The sequence below is a fragment of the Achromobacter anxifer genome, from assembly GCF_903652925.1.
GTDB classification, from domain to species: Bacteria; Pseudomonadota; Gammaproteobacteria; order Burkholderiales; family Burkholderiaceae_B; genus Achromobacter; species Achromobacter anxifer.
Genome location: NZ_CAHLAR010000010.1, coordinates 78020 through 93128 on the forward strand (window position 1 = coordinate 78020; position 15109 = coordinate 93128).

The 15109-nt window shown below is 66.7% G+C and carries 13 protein-coding genes; 12 read left to right on the forward strand and 1 reads right to left on the reverse strand.

Annotation, left to right across the window (positions count from 1 at the left end; all coding sequences use genetic code 11):
- Position 1: 1 nt before the first annotated feature.
- From HWY37_RS26310 to HWY37_RS26345, 8 genes are all read left to right on the forward strand, one after another.
- A complete protein-coding gene (locus tag HWY37_RS26310) occupies positions 2–967 on the forward strand; it encodes a branched-chain amino acid ABC transporter permease (protein ID WP_175209393.1) in 966 nt (321 codons plus the stop codon).
- Entirely contained in the window at positions 964–1731 is a 768-nt protein-coding gene (locus tag HWY37_RS26315) for an ABC transporter ATP-binding protein (RefSeq protein ID WP_175209392.1), read from the forward strand. Before HWY37_RS26310 ends, HWY37_RS26315 begins: the two co-directional genes overlap by 4 nt.
- Positions 1731–2435, forward strand: coding sequence for an ABC transporter ATP-binding protein (locus HWY37_RS26320; RefSeq protein ID WP_175209391.1), 705 nt, complete (start codon positions 1731–1733; stop codon positions 2433–2435). The genes HWY37_RS26315 and HWY37_RS26320 overlap by 1 nt, the downstream gene beginning before the upstream one ends.
- 311 nt (positions 2436–2746) lie before the next feature.
- A complete protein-coding gene (gene siaA / locus HWY37_RS26325) occupies positions 2747–4735 on the forward strand; it encodes a biofilm regulation protein phosphatase SiaA (protein ID WP_217481323.1) in 1989 nt (662 codons plus the stop codon).
- Between the two features lie 23 nt (positions 4736–4758).
- Complete coding sequence (gene siaB / locus HWY37_RS26330) at positions 4759–5298, forward strand: biofilm regulation protein kinase SiaB (protein ID WP_175209390.1); 540 nt, start codon at positions 4759–4761, stop codon at positions 5296–5298.
- A 37-nt stretch (positions 5299–5335) separates the two neighbouring features.
- Positions 5336–5713, forward strand: a complete 378-nt coding sequence (gene siaC, locus HWY37_RS26335; protein WP_175209389.1) for a biofilm regulation phosphoprotein SiaC — start codon at positions 5336–5338, stop codon at positions 5711–5713.
- Complete coding sequence (gene siaD / locus HWY37_RS26340; RefSeq protein WP_176090212.1) at positions 5710–6507, forward strand: biofilm regulation diguanylate cyclase SiaD; 798 nt, start codon at positions 5710–5712, stop codon at positions 6505–6507. Before siaC ends, siaD begins: the two co-directional genes overlap by 4 nt.
- A gap of 39 nt (positions 6508–6546) precedes the next feature.
- Entirely contained in the window at positions 6547–9123 is a 2577-nt protein-coding gene (locus HWY37_RS26345; protein WP_246302408.1) for a sensor domain-containing protein, read from the forward strand.
- A gap of 391 nt (positions 9124–9514) precedes the next feature.
- Here the strand turns inward: HWY37_RS26345 and HWY37_RS26350 are convergent, their stop codons facing one another.
- On the reverse strand, positions 9515–10501 hold the full coding sequence (locus tag HWY37_RS26350; protein ID WP_175209386.1) for an AraC family transcriptional regulator: 987 nt from the start codon (positions 10499–10501) through the stop codon (positions 9515–9517).
- 278 nt (positions 10502–10779) lie between these two features.
- Between HWY37_RS26350 and HWY37_RS26355 the strand changes: the two genes are divergently transcribed.
- Genes HWY37_RS26355 through HWY37_RS26370 form a run of 4 tightly spaced genes read left to right on the forward strand, consistent with a single transcriptional unit; the run spans position 10780 to position 15108 of the window.
- A complete protein-coding gene (locus tag HWY37_RS26355; protein ID WP_176090214.1) occupies positions 10780–11958 on the forward strand; it encodes an ABC transporter substrate-binding protein in 1179 nt (392 codons plus the stop codon).
- A 28-nt stretch (positions 11959–11986) separates the two neighbouring features.
- The gene (locus tag HWY37_RS26360) at positions 11987–13231 is read left to right on the forward strand and encodes a dienelactone hydrolase family protein (RefSeq protein ID WP_176090215.1); all 1245 of its coding nucleotides are present in this window, start codon (positions 11987–11989) and stop codon (positions 13229–13231) included.
- Between the two features lie 9 nt (positions 13232–13240).
- Positions 13241–14584, forward strand: coding sequence for an aromatic ring-hydroxylating dioxygenase subunit alpha (locus HWY37_RS26365; RefSeq protein WP_176090216.1), 1344 nt, complete (start codon positions 13241–13243; stop codon positions 14582–14584).
- Positions 14575–15108 (forward strand): aromatic-ring-hydroxylating dioxygenase subunit beta, encoded by a 534-nt coding sequence (locus tag HWY37_RS26370; protein WP_176090217.1) that lies wholly within the window; start codon positions 14575–14577, stop codon positions 15106–15108. The genes HWY37_RS26365 and HWY37_RS26370 overlap by 10 nt, the downstream gene beginning before the upstream one ends.
- Position 15109: the final 1 nt, after the last annotated feature.

Genomic DNA, 15109 nt, shown 5'->3' on the forward strand with positions numbered 1-15109 from the left:
CATGAAATCCACGATCTGGACCGTGGTCCTGCTGGCCGCGCTGGCGGTCTTCCCGTTGGTGGCGCCGGCGCTGGGCCTGGACTTCTACATTTCCTTCGTGCGGCGCGTGCTGATCTACGCGCTGGCGGCGACCAGCCTGAACCTGATCCTGGGTTACGGCGGCATGGTGGCGCTGGGGCACGCGGCCTTCTTCGGCGCGGGCGCCTATGCGGTCGGCATCCTGGCCATGTCGGGCGTCACGTCCGCGCTGGTCTCGTGGCCGGTGGCCATGCTGCTGGCGGGGCTGCTGGCCTGCATCACGGGGGCGATTTCGCTGCGCACGCGCGGCGTGTACTTCATCATGATCACGCTGGCGTTCGCGCAGATGCTGTTCTACATCTTCATTTCGCTGCGCCAGTACGGCGGCGAGGACGGCTTGAACCTGCCGGGCTATTCCAGCCTGCCGGGCCTCGACCTGGCCAATGACGTCAGCTTCTATTACCTGGTGCTGGCGCTGTTCGCGCTGATCATGTGGGTGTTCGGACGCGTGGTGGCTTCGCGCTTCGGCACCGCGCTGCAAGGCATACGCGAGAACGAGTCGCGCATGGAATCCATGGGCTACCCGGTGTACCGCGTCAAGCTCATGGCCTTCACGCTGAGCGGCGCCGTGGCCGGATTGGCCGGCGCGCTGCTGGCCAACCACAACCTCTTCATCTCGCCCAGCCTGATGCACTGGACCCAGTCGGCCAACCTGCTGATCATGGTGCTGGTGGGCGGCATCGGCCTGCGCTATGGCGGCGTGGCGGGCGCCGTGGTCATGCTGACCCTGGAGGAAGTGCTGCGCCTGTGGACCGAATATTGGCACCTGCCCCTGGGCGTGCTGCTGTTGTGCGTGGTGTTCGGCGCGCCGCGCGGCCTGGTCGGGCTGTTCGGCCCCCTGTTCAGCGGCCGCGCCGCCGCACCCCAATCCGGCAAGGTGGGATCATGAACGCTACCGTTACGCCGGCCCTGCAGGCATCCGGACTGGTGCGCCGCTTCGGCGCGCTGGTCGCCACCGACAACGTGTCGCTGTCCTTGAACCCGGGCGAGATCCACGCCCTGATCGGTCCCAACGGCGCGGGTAAATCCACTCTGATCCACCTGCTGTCCGGCACGCTCACGGCCGATTCGGGCACGCTGAAGGTGGGCGGGCGCGACGTCACTGGCATGAACGCCCACCAGCGCGTTTCCGCCGGCCTGTCGCGGTCCTACCAGATCACCAACATCTTCAAGCAGTCCACGGTGCTGGACAACCTGGTACTGGCGGTGCAGGCGCACGCGGGCAGCAGCTTCCGCTTCTGGAAGCCGCGCGCGGCCGAGTCGGCGCTGTATGAACAGGCGCGCGAACTGGCGCGGGAATGCGCCATCGACGCCAGCCTGCTGGAGCGTCCGGCGGGAACCCTGCCGCACGGCGAACAGCGCAAGGTGGAGTTTGCGCTGGCGCTGGCCGCAAGGCCCGACGTGCTGCTGCTGGACGAGCCGATGGCGGGCATGGGCCCCGACGAAACCGTGCGCCTGACCGAATTGATCGAATCCATGCGCGGCCGCGCCGCCATGCTGCTGGTCGAACACGACATGCAGGCGGTGTTCCGCCTGGCCGACCGCCTGTCGGTGCTGGTGTACGGCCGCGTCATCGCGACCGGCACCCCCGACGAAATCCGCGCCAACCCGGAAGTGCGGCAGGCCTATCTGGGCGACGAGGAGACCGCGTGATGCTGACCATCGAATCCGCCAAGAGCGGCTACGGCGCCAGCCAGGTGCTGTTCGGCGTGGACCTGCAGATCGGCGCGGGCCAGGTCGTGACCCTGCTGGGCCGCAACGGCATGGGCAAGACCACGCTGCTGCGCACCCTGTTCGGCCAGTTGCCCCTGCGCGGCGGCAAGATCCAGTTCGCGGGCCAGGACATCAGCGGCTGGAGCCCGGACCGCATCGCCCGGATCGGCATGGCCATCGTGCCGGAAGGGCGCCAGTGTTTTCCCAACCTGACGGTGCGCGAACACCTGACGGCTTTCGTCGGCGCCCGCAACCCGGACATCGGCGAACCCTGGACGCCCGAGCGCGTGTTCGAACTCTTCCCCCGCCTGCATGAGCGCGCCCGCAACATGGGCAACCAACTCTCGGGCGGCGAGCAGCAGATGCTGGCCATCGGCCGCGCGCTGGTCACCAATCCCCGCTTGCTGATCCTGGACGAGGCCACCGAAGGCCTGGCGCCGAAGATCCGCGAGGAAATCTGGAATTGCCTGGCGCGCCTGCGCCAGGCCGGGCAGACCATCCTGGTCATCGACAAGTACGTCGAGCGCTTGCTGAGCCTGGCCGACCGCCACGTGATCCTGGAGCGCGGCAAGGTGGTGTGGACGGGCGACTCCCAGGCCCTGGACGCGGACCGCGGCCTGTGGGAACGCTACCTGGGCGTGTAGCGAGAAAGCTGCAATGGCTGGCGGCAACTGCCGCCAGCGATGATATAAAAAGCAATAAATCGACATTTATATTGCAGTAGTGCAACTTAAGACGCCCTGACGTCTTACAAGCGTTTGCTCCTGTTTCAATTGGAACCGCTGTTCTCTACACTTGTCGCGCCGGACGTGCCGCGTGGGTACGCCCGTAAACAGGCTCAGGGCTGAACAAGCGGGGCAAGCGCGCGGCAACAAGTTGTCACACAACCGGAGCCTGCTCACGCGTCCCCTTTTTACGCACGTTACGTCTTATCAAGCAGTAAGGAAGACTTTGCATGGCGAAATGGGGTTTGCGCAGAAAATCGTTGATGGCGCTGCTGCTGGCGTGCCTGGTCGCCCTGGCGCCGGCGGCCCTGATCGGCTGGCAGGTGCTGGACGGGGTGCGGGAGCACTTCGGGCGGGCTTTCTCCGACAATTTCACGCAACTGAACCGCCAGCGCATCCTGGCGCCGGTGTCCCGCGAACTGGCCTTGTCCCAGCGGCTGGCCGATAGCGAAGTCACGCGCCGCTGGCTGCGCCACGAAAGCGATCCGGCCGCCCGCGAGCTGTTCTTCCGCGAAGCCGACGGCTACCGCCGCGATCTGCTGGGACGAGCCTACTTCATCGCCAGCGCCGCCACCGGCAACTATTACTTCAACGACGACCAGCCCCTGTCCGAAGCGCCGCGCTACACGCTGAGCAAGAGCGCGGCCGACGACGCCTGGTTCTACCTGACGCTGGCGTCGCCGGCCAAGTACAACATCAACGTCAACCCGGACCTGAAGCTCCAGACCACCAAGGTCTGGATCAACGTCCAGGTGCGCGATGGCGACCGCGTCATCGGCCTGACCGGCGCCGGCCTGGACGTGGGCGGTTTCCTGCGCGACTTCGTCAACAGCGGCCAGCCGGGAGTCACCCCCATCATCGTCGACGAGGAAGGGGCCATCCAGGCGCACATGGACGCCTCGCTCATCGCCTACAACTCGGGCGCGGCGGGCGCGGGCGCCAGCCGCAGCCTGGTGTTCAACCTGCTGGACGGCGGCGTGGGGCGCGACGAGCTGGCCGCCGCCATGAAGGCGGCGCGGGCCGACCCGCAGTCGGTGCAATCCGCCTGGGTCAAGATGGACGGCATCCGCCAGCTGGTTTCCGTGGCTTACATGCCGGAACTGCACTGGCACGTGCTGACCGTGGTGGACCTGGGCGCGGCCCGGGTGCTGGACACGGACTGGCTCTGGCCGGCCGCCATCGGCCTGGTGGTGCTGTTCGCGGCCATGCTGCTGTGCTTCGGATACGCGATCGAGCGCCTGATGCTGCGCCCCTTGCGCCGCCTGCAGCAGTCGGCGCGGGCGATTGCCGACGGCAGCTACGACGTGCGCCTGCCGCCCGGCGGCCAAGACGAGATCGGCGACCTCAGCCGCGCCTTCGGCGTCATGGCCGACAAGGTGCGCCAGCACACTGCCGAACTGGAGACCAAGGTGCGCGAGCGCACCTCCGAACTCGAAGACGCCAACCGCGCCATGGCCGCGGCGCACAAGAAGATCGACGATTCCATCGACTACGCCAGCCTGATCCAGCGCGCCATCCTGCCGGACCGCCAGCTGACCCAGTCGCTAGGCGCGCATCATTTCGTGCTGTGGAAGCCGCGCGACGTGGTGGGCGGCGACTTTTACGTGTTCCGTTCCGACGGCGCGAATTGCCTGCTGGGCATCATGGACTGCGCAGGCCATGGCGTGCCGGGCGCGCTGATGACCATGCTGGCCCGCGCCGCCATCGACCTGGCGATTTCCGAGGCCGGGCCGGCCGATCCCGCCGCCATCCTGACCCGCACCGACGGCGCCATCCGCGCCATGCTTGCGGATGCGCAATTGCCGCGCGCGCTGGCCACGAATACCGATGCGGCCCTGGTTTATATTGACCGCCAGGCCGGCCGGCTGCGCTATGCGGGCGCCAAGATCAGCCTGTACGCGAGCAACGGTGATGCCCTGCGCGAGGTGCCGGGCGGCAAGCGGGCGCTGGGGGACAAGCGCACCGAGACCTACGAAAACATCGAGCTGGCGATGGAGCCGGGCTGGACCTATTACCTGGTCACGGACGGGTTCCTGGACCAGGCGGGAGGCGAGCACGGCTTCGGCTTCGGCAATACGCGGTTCGCGGACATGCTCAAGACGCACGCGCGCCGGCCGTTAACCGAACAGGCCGCAGCTTTTACCCAGGCGTTGGCCGAGTACCAAGGCGGACAGCCGCAGCGTGATGACATCACCCTGCTGTCGTTCCGTTTCGAATAAACGTTATCAGGGCGGTTACCCCCATGAATGCCTCCGATCTCTACGCGTTGGGCGAACGGTTCAACCAGAATCGCACCCTGTTGTGCTTCAACGGACCGATATCCCGCAGCCTGATCGAGGAAATCGGCAACGCGCTCAAGAACTACCTGAACGCCGAGCACGTGCGGCCGGCCGAGGCCATGGACGTGTTCTCGGTCTATATCGAGATGATCCAGAACATCCGCCAGTACGCCGCCCTGCACGACGACGTGGACGCCTCGGCCACCGTGGTGATCGGCCGCCGCGACGAAAGCCGCTACGTGGTGTCCGCGGGCAATCTGGTCAAGTCCGAGGACGGCGAGTCGCTGGTGGCTCGCATCAAGGAACTGGCGACGCTGGACAAGGCGGCGTTGAAGGCCGAGTACAAGGCGCAGCTGCACAAGCCGCGCGCCCAGGGCGTCGCCTCGGGTGCGGGCCTGGGGCTGATCGACATCGCCCGCCGGGCCGGCGCCCCGCTGGAAGCCAGCCTGACGCCCGCCGCGGCGCCGGGACAGGCGTTCTTCAGCCTGAGCGTCGTGGTCTGAAGGCGCGCCTGTCCAAGAAATATATCTGGAGCAATTGATGAACGATTTGAATATTCCCGGGACCCAGTCCACGCCCGCCATCACCGCCGACTCCGCCGCCGGCGTGCTGGCGATGCGCGGCGACTCCTATCCCGAGAATTCCTTCGAACTTTTCGGCCCGGTCATCGAATGGGTCGAGGCCTACCTGCTGGGCGGCGCCGCGCCCCTCAAGCTGGAACTGGAACTGCTGTACCTGAACACCAGCAGCATCAAGTCCGTCATGGACATCTTCGATGTGCTGGAGGCGGCTCACGGCAAGGGGCGCGAAGTCAGCGTCACCTGGTTCTACGACATGCGCAATGAGCGTGTCGGCGAACTGGCCGAGGAGTTCAAGGAAGACTGCACCTTTCCGTTCTCCGTCGTCGGCCGCCAATGAAACCCGACGCCGCCCAGCTGGACAAGCGCATCGCCGAATTGCTGGCGGACCCGGCCTATCAAGGCCATCCGTTGCACGAAGCGCTGGAAGCGCTCTGGCGGCATACGGCCGAGCAGATGGCGCGCATCGAGCGCGTGACCCAACTGTCGGACGCCTACCAGAGCATGGCGCACGAGCGCGAGCTGGGCCTGTGCGACCGGTTCGACCGGCAGCTGCGGCGTCTGACGCGCATCGCGCGCATCTCTGACCACTATCAGAGCATGATGCGGGACCTGAATTCGGCGCTGCTGGAAACCTCCAACCGCGATCCCCTGACGGGCCTGCTGAATCGGCGCGCCCTGATGGAAATGGTCAAGCAGGAGGTCCTGCGCGTTTCCCGCGGCGGCTTGCCTTTTGTCGTGGCGATGCTGGACGTGGATCACTTCAAGTCGGTCAACGACCGCTACGGCCATGAAACGGGCGACCGCGCGCTGGTCGAGCTGGCCGGCGCGCTGGGCCAGAATCTGCGCGAATACGATCTGTGCGGCCGCTGGGGCGGCGAGGAATTCCTGGTGCTGTTGCCCAGCACGCAACCCGAGGACGCCCAGCGTGTCATGGACAGGCTGGTCGGCGCGGTGCGCGCCTTGGCGATCGCGGTGGGTGACAACGTATTGAGATTGACGGTCAGCGTAGGCATGGCATACCACCAGTTGGGAGAGACCTTCTCTGAAACGCTCAGCCGCGCGGACCAGGCCTTGTACCTGGCCAAGCAGGACGGACGCGACCGCGTCGAACTCGGGTTTCCGAAGCGCTGAATGAAACCGGATCAGCTGTTATCCGGCATGGAGCCCCATATGCTTGATTCTTATCCAGGCGTTACCGGCGAGCGCCCACAAGGCGCCGCATGGCATTCGGGCACCTACCTGGCTGCCATGGATCGGGCGCTGCTGCTGTTCGATTTCGACCCGGCAGGCTCCCTGTTGAATGCCAACGCCAACTTCCTGGCCCTGATGGGCTATGCCCGCGAAGAGGCTCTGGACCTGCGCCACGACATGCTGTGCGACAGCATGGACGAAGGCAAGGGCATCGTCGGCGGCGAACAGGTATGGGCCAGGCTGCTGGGCGGGAAGCACTTCACCGGCACCTGCCGCTACCGCAAGCGCGACGGCGGCTTCGTCTGGATCGAAGCCACCTACATGCCGATCGCCGATGAAAGCGGCGAGGTCGTCCGCATTTCCATCATTTCGCGCAAGTCCATCGCGGATGCCGACCGCCAGGAGGAAATCCGCCTGCTGCTGCTGGGCATCAACGAAACCGGCAACGCCGTGGCGGTGTCGGGCCGCGACGGCCGCATCGTCTTCGTCAACGACGGCTTCCAGCGCATGCTGGGCTTTTCCCGCGCCGACGCGGTCAACCAGGAGCTGGGCGAACTGCTGGCCGGGGGCAGGGCGGACGGCGGCACGCACGAAGAACTGGGCCGCCGCATCGCCTGCCGCGAGGGCTATCACAAGGACGTGCTGGTCTATGACCGCGCGGGCCGGCCGCTGTGGGTGTCGGTGATGGCGAACTCCGTGTTCGACGAGCGCGGCGCGCTGGTCAACATCGTCGACGTGCTGACGGACATCACGCCCACCAAGGTGCACGAAGTCCTGCAGCGCCGCGTGTTGCAGGCCATGGTCAACGAGGCCTCGGTGGTCGAGGTCATGAACATGGTGTGCCGCGAGGTCGAGCGCCTGGCGCCCGAGGTGGCCGCCAGCGTCTTGCGCGTTGATGACGCGGGTCTGTTGCGGCCCTTGGCCGCGCCCAGCCTGCCGCAGGCCTATGGCGAAGCCCTGGACGGCGTGGCCATCGGACCGCAGGTTGGCGCTTGCGGCACCTCGGCCTTCCTGGGCCGGCCCGTGATCGTGCCGGACATCTCCACCGATCCGCTATGGGACGATTACCGCCATCTGCCGCTGCCCGAGGACATAAAGGCCTGCTGGTCGTCACCGATCAAATCCAGCGACGGCCGGGTGATAGGCACTTTCGCCTTCTATTTCCGCGAGCGGCGCCTGCCCGATGATTTCCACCACCGGCTGGTGGACGTGTGCGTGTACCTGTGCGCCCTGGCGCTGGAACGCGAAGAGGCGCGGGCCCGCATCCGCCAGCTGGCGTTCTACGACGAGCTGACCGGGCTACCCAACCGCAACCTGCTGCTGGCCCAGGCCGAGCAGGCCATCGCGCGCGCGGAACCCGAGCGCAAGCGCGTGGCGGTGCTGTTCCTGGACCTGGACCGCTTCAAGCAGGTCAACGATACGCTGGGCCATCCCATCGGCGACGCCTTGCTGCGCGACGTGGCGCAGCGTCTGCGCCGCCTGGCGCGCGCGAGCGACATCGTGGGCCGGCTGTCGGGCGACGAGTTCGTGATGCTGATGCCGGACTTCGAGCACGGCCGCCTGACCGCGGCGGCCGAGCACGTGCTGGTGGCCTTGGCTCAGCCTTTCTCGGTGGGCGGCATCACCCTGAACCCTTCGGTCAGCATCGGCATCAGCGTGTTCCCGGAAAACGGGCGCGACATGGACACGCTGCTGCGCCATGCCGACATGGCGATGTACCAGGCCAAGACGGCGGGACGCAACCGCATTTCCTTCTTCAGCGCCGAAATGAACCGGCAGGCGCAGGAGCGGCTGGCGCTGGAAGCGGCCTTGCGCGACGCGCTGGAGGACAAGGCGCTGCGGCTGCACTACCAGCCTCAGGTGGGCCTGGAAGACGGCCATCTGTACGGGGTGGAGGCGTTGGCGCGCTGGCGTCATCCGGCCCTAGGCGATATTTCGCCGGCGCGCTTCGTGCCGCTGGCCGAGGAGTGCGGGTTGATCGGCGACCTGGGCGACTGGGCCGTGCGCGAAGCCTGCTCGCAGCTGGCGGTCTGGCGCGCCAAGGGACTGCAGGTGCCGTCGGTGTCGGTGAACCTGTCGGCTACCAACTTCCACAATCTGAACCTGCCGCGGATGATCGAGACGACGTTGGCCGAATTTGGGCTGGCGGCGGCGGATCTGATGCTGGAGATCACCGAGGGCGTGGTGCTGGACGCGACCGCGGGCACCTTGCGGACCATTGCGGAGCTGCACCGGCTGGGCGTGCGGTTGTCGATGGACGACTTCGGGACGGGTTATTCCAGCCTGGGGCACTTGCGGCGTCTTATCGTGGACGAGCTGAAGCTGGATCGCAGTTTTGTGCAGGGACTGGAGAGCGATGATGCGGCGCGGGCGTTGACTAGCGCTGTGATTCGTATCGGTGAGAGCCTGAGTCTGCCTGTGGTGGCTGAGGGGGTTGAGAACGAGGAGCAGCGGCGCTTCTTGATCGAGCAGGGGTGTGCGGCGGGGCAGGGGTTTTTGTTTTCTCCGCCGTTGCCTGCTGGGGATTTGGAGGAGTGGCTGCGGGGTAGGCCGTAGGCTTCTTGGCTGCTCTGTTTGGTGGTTCTTAGCGCGCCCGGTGTAGTGGGGCCCTGGGAGATGCGGGTCAACGATTGCGGTCCGGAGCCTTCGCTCCGGACTTCCCCATCGTCATCCTCGTCCTCGCCTGCGGCGACTCCTTCGGATTCCCTCGGGCTTATCGACTCCCCGCCTCTCCCAGGGCCCCACCACACCGGGCTCCATTGTTTGAAACTTGGAGTCAGCTGGGGCGGTCGGTGTGCTTGGCGTTCTCGCCAACAGTTGGTGGATGATCGGAAGGTCTTGCGGGGCCCGCCCCAGGTCGGCCGCGCGGGCGGCCTTTTGGGGCTTACGCTGTGTCTGGCGTCATGTGATGACGCTGCGCGCTGTCCCGCAAATCTCGCCTTCCGCCTTACTCCATTCCCCGCCGCGTCTCGCGCGGCAATTCGCCGAAGCGTTCCCGGTAGTACTCCGAGAATCGTCCCAAATGTCCGAATCCCACGCCTAGCGCCACTTCCGTGACGCTGGCGGTTGCTTGCGTCCGCAGCCGGCTCCTGGCTTCGTCCAGGCGTAGCGCGCGCAGCGCGTTCATTGGCGTGGTGTTGCGGTGTTCCTGGAACAGGCGCGTCAGCGCGCTGGCGCTGGCGCCGGCGTGGCGGGCGATGTCGGCCAGGGTCAGGGGGGCGGCGAGGTGGTCGCGCATGTAGGCTTCGGCGGCGTTCAGGCGGCGCGGGACGGCGGGGGCGATGCCGGCGTGCGTTTGCCAGCTGTTGGGCTGGTTGTAGAGCAGGTGCAGCACCAGGGTGTCTTCCAGGTGTTCCAGCCAGGCCGCCGGGGGGCGCGGGGCGCCGTCGTCCAGGGTGGGCAGCAGGTGGATCAGGCTTTCGACCATGCTGCGCCAGACGGCGCCGACGGGGTTGTCCAGGCGCAGGGCGGGGCTGAAGTCCAGCGGGCGGGTGGCGGCGGCGCCGAAGGCGCGCTGGCCTATGGCTTCGAGTTTGCCGCGGGGGATCTTGAGCAGCAGTTGTTCGCAGCCGGCTTCCCAGTGCAGCCGCAGGGGGCGGTTGGGGGCGATGACGGCGGCGCAATCGGGGTCGGCGTCGACGCGGTCGTTGCCGCATTCGATGCAGGCGCGGCCGCTGAGGGGTACCTGCACCAGCATGAAGTCCTGCAGGCGGTCGGGTTCGATGTGGACTTCGGCGCCGTAGCGCAAGGTACAGACCGTGAGCGAGCCGAAGCGGCCCCGGTTCAGTTCGGCGTCGACGCGGCCGCCTTTCCAGGTGAGGCGGTGCTCTTTCAGGGCTTCGGACACGCGGGTGCGCGTTTCGTCCTGCTGGGTGGAGCTGAAGACGCGCCGCTTGAACAGGGGCGCAAGCGTGAGTCGGGACCAGCCTTGCATGGATGCCTCCGGGACGGGAACCCTCCCGTGTCACTGCCGAGGGTAATTTAAACGTCAAGCACTTGGAATTAAGTGAATCCCGGATAAGGCTGACGGAATCCGGATAGAGCGCCTGCCCGGGGCGGCCTAATCTCGCTTGCAGGCCCTTCGCGCGTGTTGGAGGGCGCCGCCGCGGCGCGTAAGCTGGCGGCGTTGTTCGGCAGCATGCGTAAACCGACGGCAGACGGGTTCTGTCAGCTTTCCGCCGGCGCGGCCGGGCGGGGATAACGGGGTGGCTCATGAATCGAAATCTATGGAGCCGGCGCGCGCTGGCTGCGCTGGTGTGCATGACGGCGGCGGCGGGCGCCGTGGCCGCGGACAAGGTCAAGGTCGGCCTGCTGACCACCCTGTCGGGGCCGGGCGCGGCGCTGGGCAACGAGATCCGCGACGGCTTCAATCTGGCGCTGCAGCATACGGGCGGCAAGCTTGGCGGGTTGCCGGCGGAAGTGGTGGTGGCGGACGACCAGCAGAAGGCGGACACCGGCCGGCAGGCGGTGGAGCGGCTGTTGAAGCGCGACCGCGTGAACGTGATGACGGGCATCGTGTTCTCGAACGTGCTGCTGCCGGTGATGCCGGCCATCCTGCAGTCGGGCACCATCTACCTGAGCACCAATACCGGTCCGGAGAACTATGCGGGCGCGGGCTGTAATCCGAATTTCTTCGCGGTCGCGTGGCAGAACGAGGACATCCCGGCCGCGATGGGCAAGTACGCCACCGACCAGGGCTACAAGAGCGTGGCGCTGATCGCGCCCGACTATCCCGGTGGACGGGAGTCGCTCAATGGCTTCAAGCGCCTGTACAAGGGCGGGCTGTCGGAAGAGATCTATACCCAGTTGGGGCAGCTGGACTATGGCGTGGAGATCACGCGGCTGCGCGCCAGCAAGCCGGACGCGGTGTTCTTCTTCCTGCCGGGCGGCATGGGCGTGAACTTCATCAAGCAGTTCAACGGCGCCGGCCTGTCCAAGGAAATCGCGCTGCTGGCGCCGGGCTTCTCGGGCGACGAGGACACGATCGCGGCGGTGGGCGCGCCCATCGAAGGCATGCGCAATACCTCGCAATGGGCGCTGGAGCTGGACAACCCGGCCAACCGCAAGTTCGTCGAGGAGTTCAAGAAGACCTACAACCGCAACCCGACGCTGTATGCCTCGCAGGGCTATGACGCGGCGATGCTGCTGGACAGCGCGGTGCGCCAGACCGGCGGCAAGCTGGAGGCGGACGCGCTGCGCCCGGCCTTGCGGCGCGCAGATTTCCAGTCGGTGCGCGGTGATTTCAAGTTCAACCGCAACCAGTATCCGATACAGAACTATTACCTGCGCGTGGTCGAGGCTGGCGCGGGGGGCAAGCTGTCCAATAAGCTGTCGGGCACGGTGCTGACCCAGTACCAGGACCCCTTCGCCGCAGCCTGCCAGATGAAGTAGGGCGGACAACCGCAACAAGGAGATACATATGACCCAGAACATCACGACGCGCGAAGTGACGGTGGCCTCGCATGACGGCAAGTCCTTCGGCGCCTACCTGGCCGTGCCGGCGTCCGGCCACGGCCCGGGCCTGGTGCTGTGCCAGGAAATCTTCGGCGTGAACGACTTCATGCGCCGCGCGGCGCAGCTGCTGGCCGAGGAAGGCTATGTGGTGCTGGTGCCCGACCTGTTCTGGCGCCAGCAGCCGGGCATCCAGCTGACCGACGGTCCGGCCGACATGCCGCGCGCCTTCGAGCTCTACCAGAAGTTCGACGTGGAGCTGGGCATGAAGGACATCGTCGCCACGGTCGCGGCGCTGCGCGCGCTGCCCGAACAGCAGGGCGGCGTCGGCGCGCTGGGCTATTGCCTGGGCGGCAAGCTGGCCTACCTGGCCGCCTGCCGCACCGATGTGGACGTGGCCATCGGCTACTACGGCGTGGGCATCGAGAACAGCCTGGAAGAGGCGGCGGGCATGCGCGGCCGCCTGGTGCTGCACATCGCCGAGCAGGACCGCTTCTGTCCGCCGGAGGCGCGCCAGCGCATCCAGGAGGCGCTGGGCAACAAGCCCGGCGTGCAGATCTACGTCTACCCGGGCATGGACCACGCCTTCGCGCGCACCGGCGGCGAGCACTACGACAAGCCGTCCGCGCTGATGGCGCACCAGCGCAGCATGGCCGCCCTGCAGCGCGCCATCGGCCCGGAGTTCGATTATTCGTATCTGTGGGACAAGCACTGCGAATACGAATTCGGCACGCGCGACGTGGCGGCGACGATGGCCACCATGGTGGCCGAGCCCTACGTGAACCACATCCCCACCATGACCGGGGGCGTGGGCTACAAGGAGCTGAGCCGCTTCTACCAGCACCATTTCGTCAACAGCAATCCGCCGGACACGCGCCTGGTGCCGCTGTCGCGCACGGTGGGCGCCACGCAGATCGTGGACGAACTGCTGTTCTGCTTCACGCACACCACCGAGATCGACTGGCTGCTGCCTGGCGTGAAGCCCACGGGCAAGTACGTCGAGATCCCGCTGATCGCCATCGTCAAGTTCCGCGGCGACAAGCTCTATCACGAGCACATCTATTGGGACCAGGCCAGCGTGCTGGTGCAGGTGGGCCTGCTGGATCCCAAGGGCCTGCCGGTGGCGGGCCGCGAGACCGCGGCCAAGCTGCTGGACGAGACCCTGCCGTCGAACACGCTGATGGCGCGCTGGAAAGAAAGCGAGAACAAGTAGGAGCCGGACATGTCATACACCGAAGAACAATTGGCCGCGATGGTGCGCGGCGACAGCGTGCATCGCGGCGTCTATACCGACCCCGCCATCTTCGACCTGGAGATGCAGCGGATCTACGGCCGCGCCTGGATCTACGTGGGCCATGAAAGCCAGGTGCCCAAGACGGGCGACTACCACACCACGCGCGTGGGCGACCAGGACGTGCTGATGGTGCGCGCCAGCGACGGCCGCGTGCACGTGCTGTACAACCGCTGCCCGCACAAGGGCGCCAAGGTGGTGGCAGACGGCGAAGGCTGCGTCGGCAAGTTCTTCCGCTGCCCCTACCATGCCTGGACCTTCAAGCTGGACGGCAGCCATCTGGGCGTGCCCTTGAAGCAGGGCCTGGAAGGCACCTCCTACGACCCCACGGACCCCTCGTTCTCGATGCGCCGCCTGGCGCGCGTGGAGAGCTATCGCGGCTTCGTGTTTGCCAGCCAGTCCAAGGAAGGACCGGCGCTGGAGGACTTCCTGGGCGGGGTGCGCTCGTCCATCGACAACCTTTGCGACCGTTCGCCGGTGGGCGAGGTGGAAGTGGCTGGCGGCATCTTCCGCGTCATGCAGCGCTCGAACTGGAAGGTGTTCTACGAGAACCTGCACGACACCATGCATGCCCGCGTCACGCACGAATCGTCGTATGCCGCCGCGCGCGACGAGGCCAAGGAAATGGGCGAGATGCCGCTGGAGCTGCACATCATGGACGGCAACGGCGAACCCTACGAATTCTGGGAAAAGCTGGAGCTGCGCGCCTACCCCAACGGCCACGGCTACATGGAAGGCATCTTCAATCCGGGCGCGGCCGAGCGCGATCCGGTGTCGCGCGCGCATTTCGAAACCCTGACCGCCGCCTATGGCGAGACCCGCGCCCGCGAGATCCTGGGCATGAACCGGCACAACACGGTGATCTACGGCAGCGGTTCGCCCCACACGGTGTTCCAGCAGTTCCGCGTGATCCGCCCCATCGCCGTGGACCGCACCATGATCGAGATCCAGACCTTCCGCTGCAAGGGCGCGCCGGACGGCGTGTTCAAGCGCGCGATGCTGTACGCCAACGTCATTAACTCGCCTTCGTCCAACGTCATGCCGGACGACATCGAACTCTACAACCGCTGCCAGGAAGGCAACGCCACGCAGGGCGGCGAATGGGTCAGCATGCACCGCTACCACGGCAGCGACCGCAGCGACGCGGAAGGCCTGGTGTCGGTCAACGGCACCAGCGAGCTGCCCATGCGCAACCAGTTCAGCGCCTGGAAAACCTATATGGAGGCCGGCGCCGTCGCGACGCAAGCCGCCGCCGGAGACAGCTCATGCTGCTAGACCTTGATTTCGACGTGAGCACCGCTGGCCTGTCGCCGGCCGACGTGCCGGCCGACGCCTACCATCGCATCGCGCAGTTCCTGTACCGCGAGGCGCGCCTGCTGGACGAGCGCCGCTATGCGGAATGGCAGGCGTTGTGGACGGCTGACGGCATGTACTGGATGCCGCGGGTGCCGGGCCAGCAAAGCCCCTACGACCATATCTCGCTGTTCTGGGAAGACCGCATGCTGCGCGACGTGCGCATCCGCCGGCTGGAGCATCCGCGCAACTGGTCGCAGCAGCCGCCCACGCGCAGCGCGCGGCTGGTGGGCGCGGTGGAGATCGAGGGTGTGGACGCCGGCGGCAATCTGGTGGTGCATTCCACCTTCCAGATGACGGAATGGCGCAAGCGCCAGCCGCGCCAGCTGGCCGGCCGCTACACCCACAAGCTGGCCGCCGAGGGCGACAGCTGGCGCATCCGCATGAAGCGCGTGGACCTGGTCAATTGCGACGACGTCCACGACGTGTTCGAGGTGTTCGTGTGAC

Bases quoted from the DNA above. Each gene is read 5' to 3' on its own strand.
- HWY37_RS26310 (WP_175209393.1), top strand. From the start codon at position 2: ATGAAATCCACGATCTGGACCGTGGTCCTGCTGGCCGCGCTGGCGGTC.
- HWY37_RS26315 (WP_175209392.1), top strand. From the start codon at position 964: ATGAACGCTACCGTTACGCCGGCCCTGCAGGCATCCGGACTGGTGCGC.
- HWY37_RS26320 (WP_175209391.1), top strand. From the start codon at position 1,731: ATGCTGACCATCGAATCCGCCAAGAGCGGCTACGGCGCCAGCCAGGTG.
- siaA (WP_217481323.1), top strand. From the start codon at position 2,747: ATGGCGAAATGGGGTTTGCGCAGAAAATCGTTGATGGCGCTGCTGCTG.
- siaB (WP_175209390.1), top strand. From the start codon at position 4,759: ATGAATGCCTCCGATCTCTACGCGTTGGGCGAACGGTTCAACCAGAAT.
- siaC (WP_175209389.1), top strand. From the start codon at position 5,336: ATGAACGATTTGAATATTCCCGGGACCCAGTCCACGCCCGCCATCACC.
- siaD (WP_176090212.1), top strand. From the start codon at position 5,710: ATGAAACCCGACGCCGCCCAGCTGGACAAGCGCATCGCCGAATTGCTG.
- HWY37_RS26345 (WP_246302408.1), top strand. From the start codon at position 6,547: ATGCTTGATTCTTATCCAGGCGTTACCGGCGAGCGCCCACAAGGCGCC.
- HWY37_RS26350 (WP_175209386.1), bottom strand. From the start codon at position 10,501: ATGCAAGGCTGGTCCCGACTCACGCTTGCGCCCCTGTTCAAGCGGCGC.
- HWY37_RS26355 (WP_176090214.1), top strand. From the start codon at position 10,780: ATGAATCGAAATCTATGGAGCCGGCGCGCGCTGGCTGCGCTGGTGTGC.
- HWY37_RS26360 (WP_176090215.1), top strand. From the start codon at position 11,987: ATGACCCAGAACATCACGACGCGCGAAGTGACGGTGGCCTCGCATGAC.
- HWY37_RS26365 (WP_176090216.1), top strand. From the start codon at position 13,241: ATGTCATACACCGAAGAACAATTGGCCGCGATGGTGCGCGGCGACAGC.
- HWY37_RS26370 (WP_176090217.1), top strand. From the start codon at position 14,575: ATGCTGCTAGACCTTGATTTCGACGTGAGCACCGCTGGCCTGTCGCCG.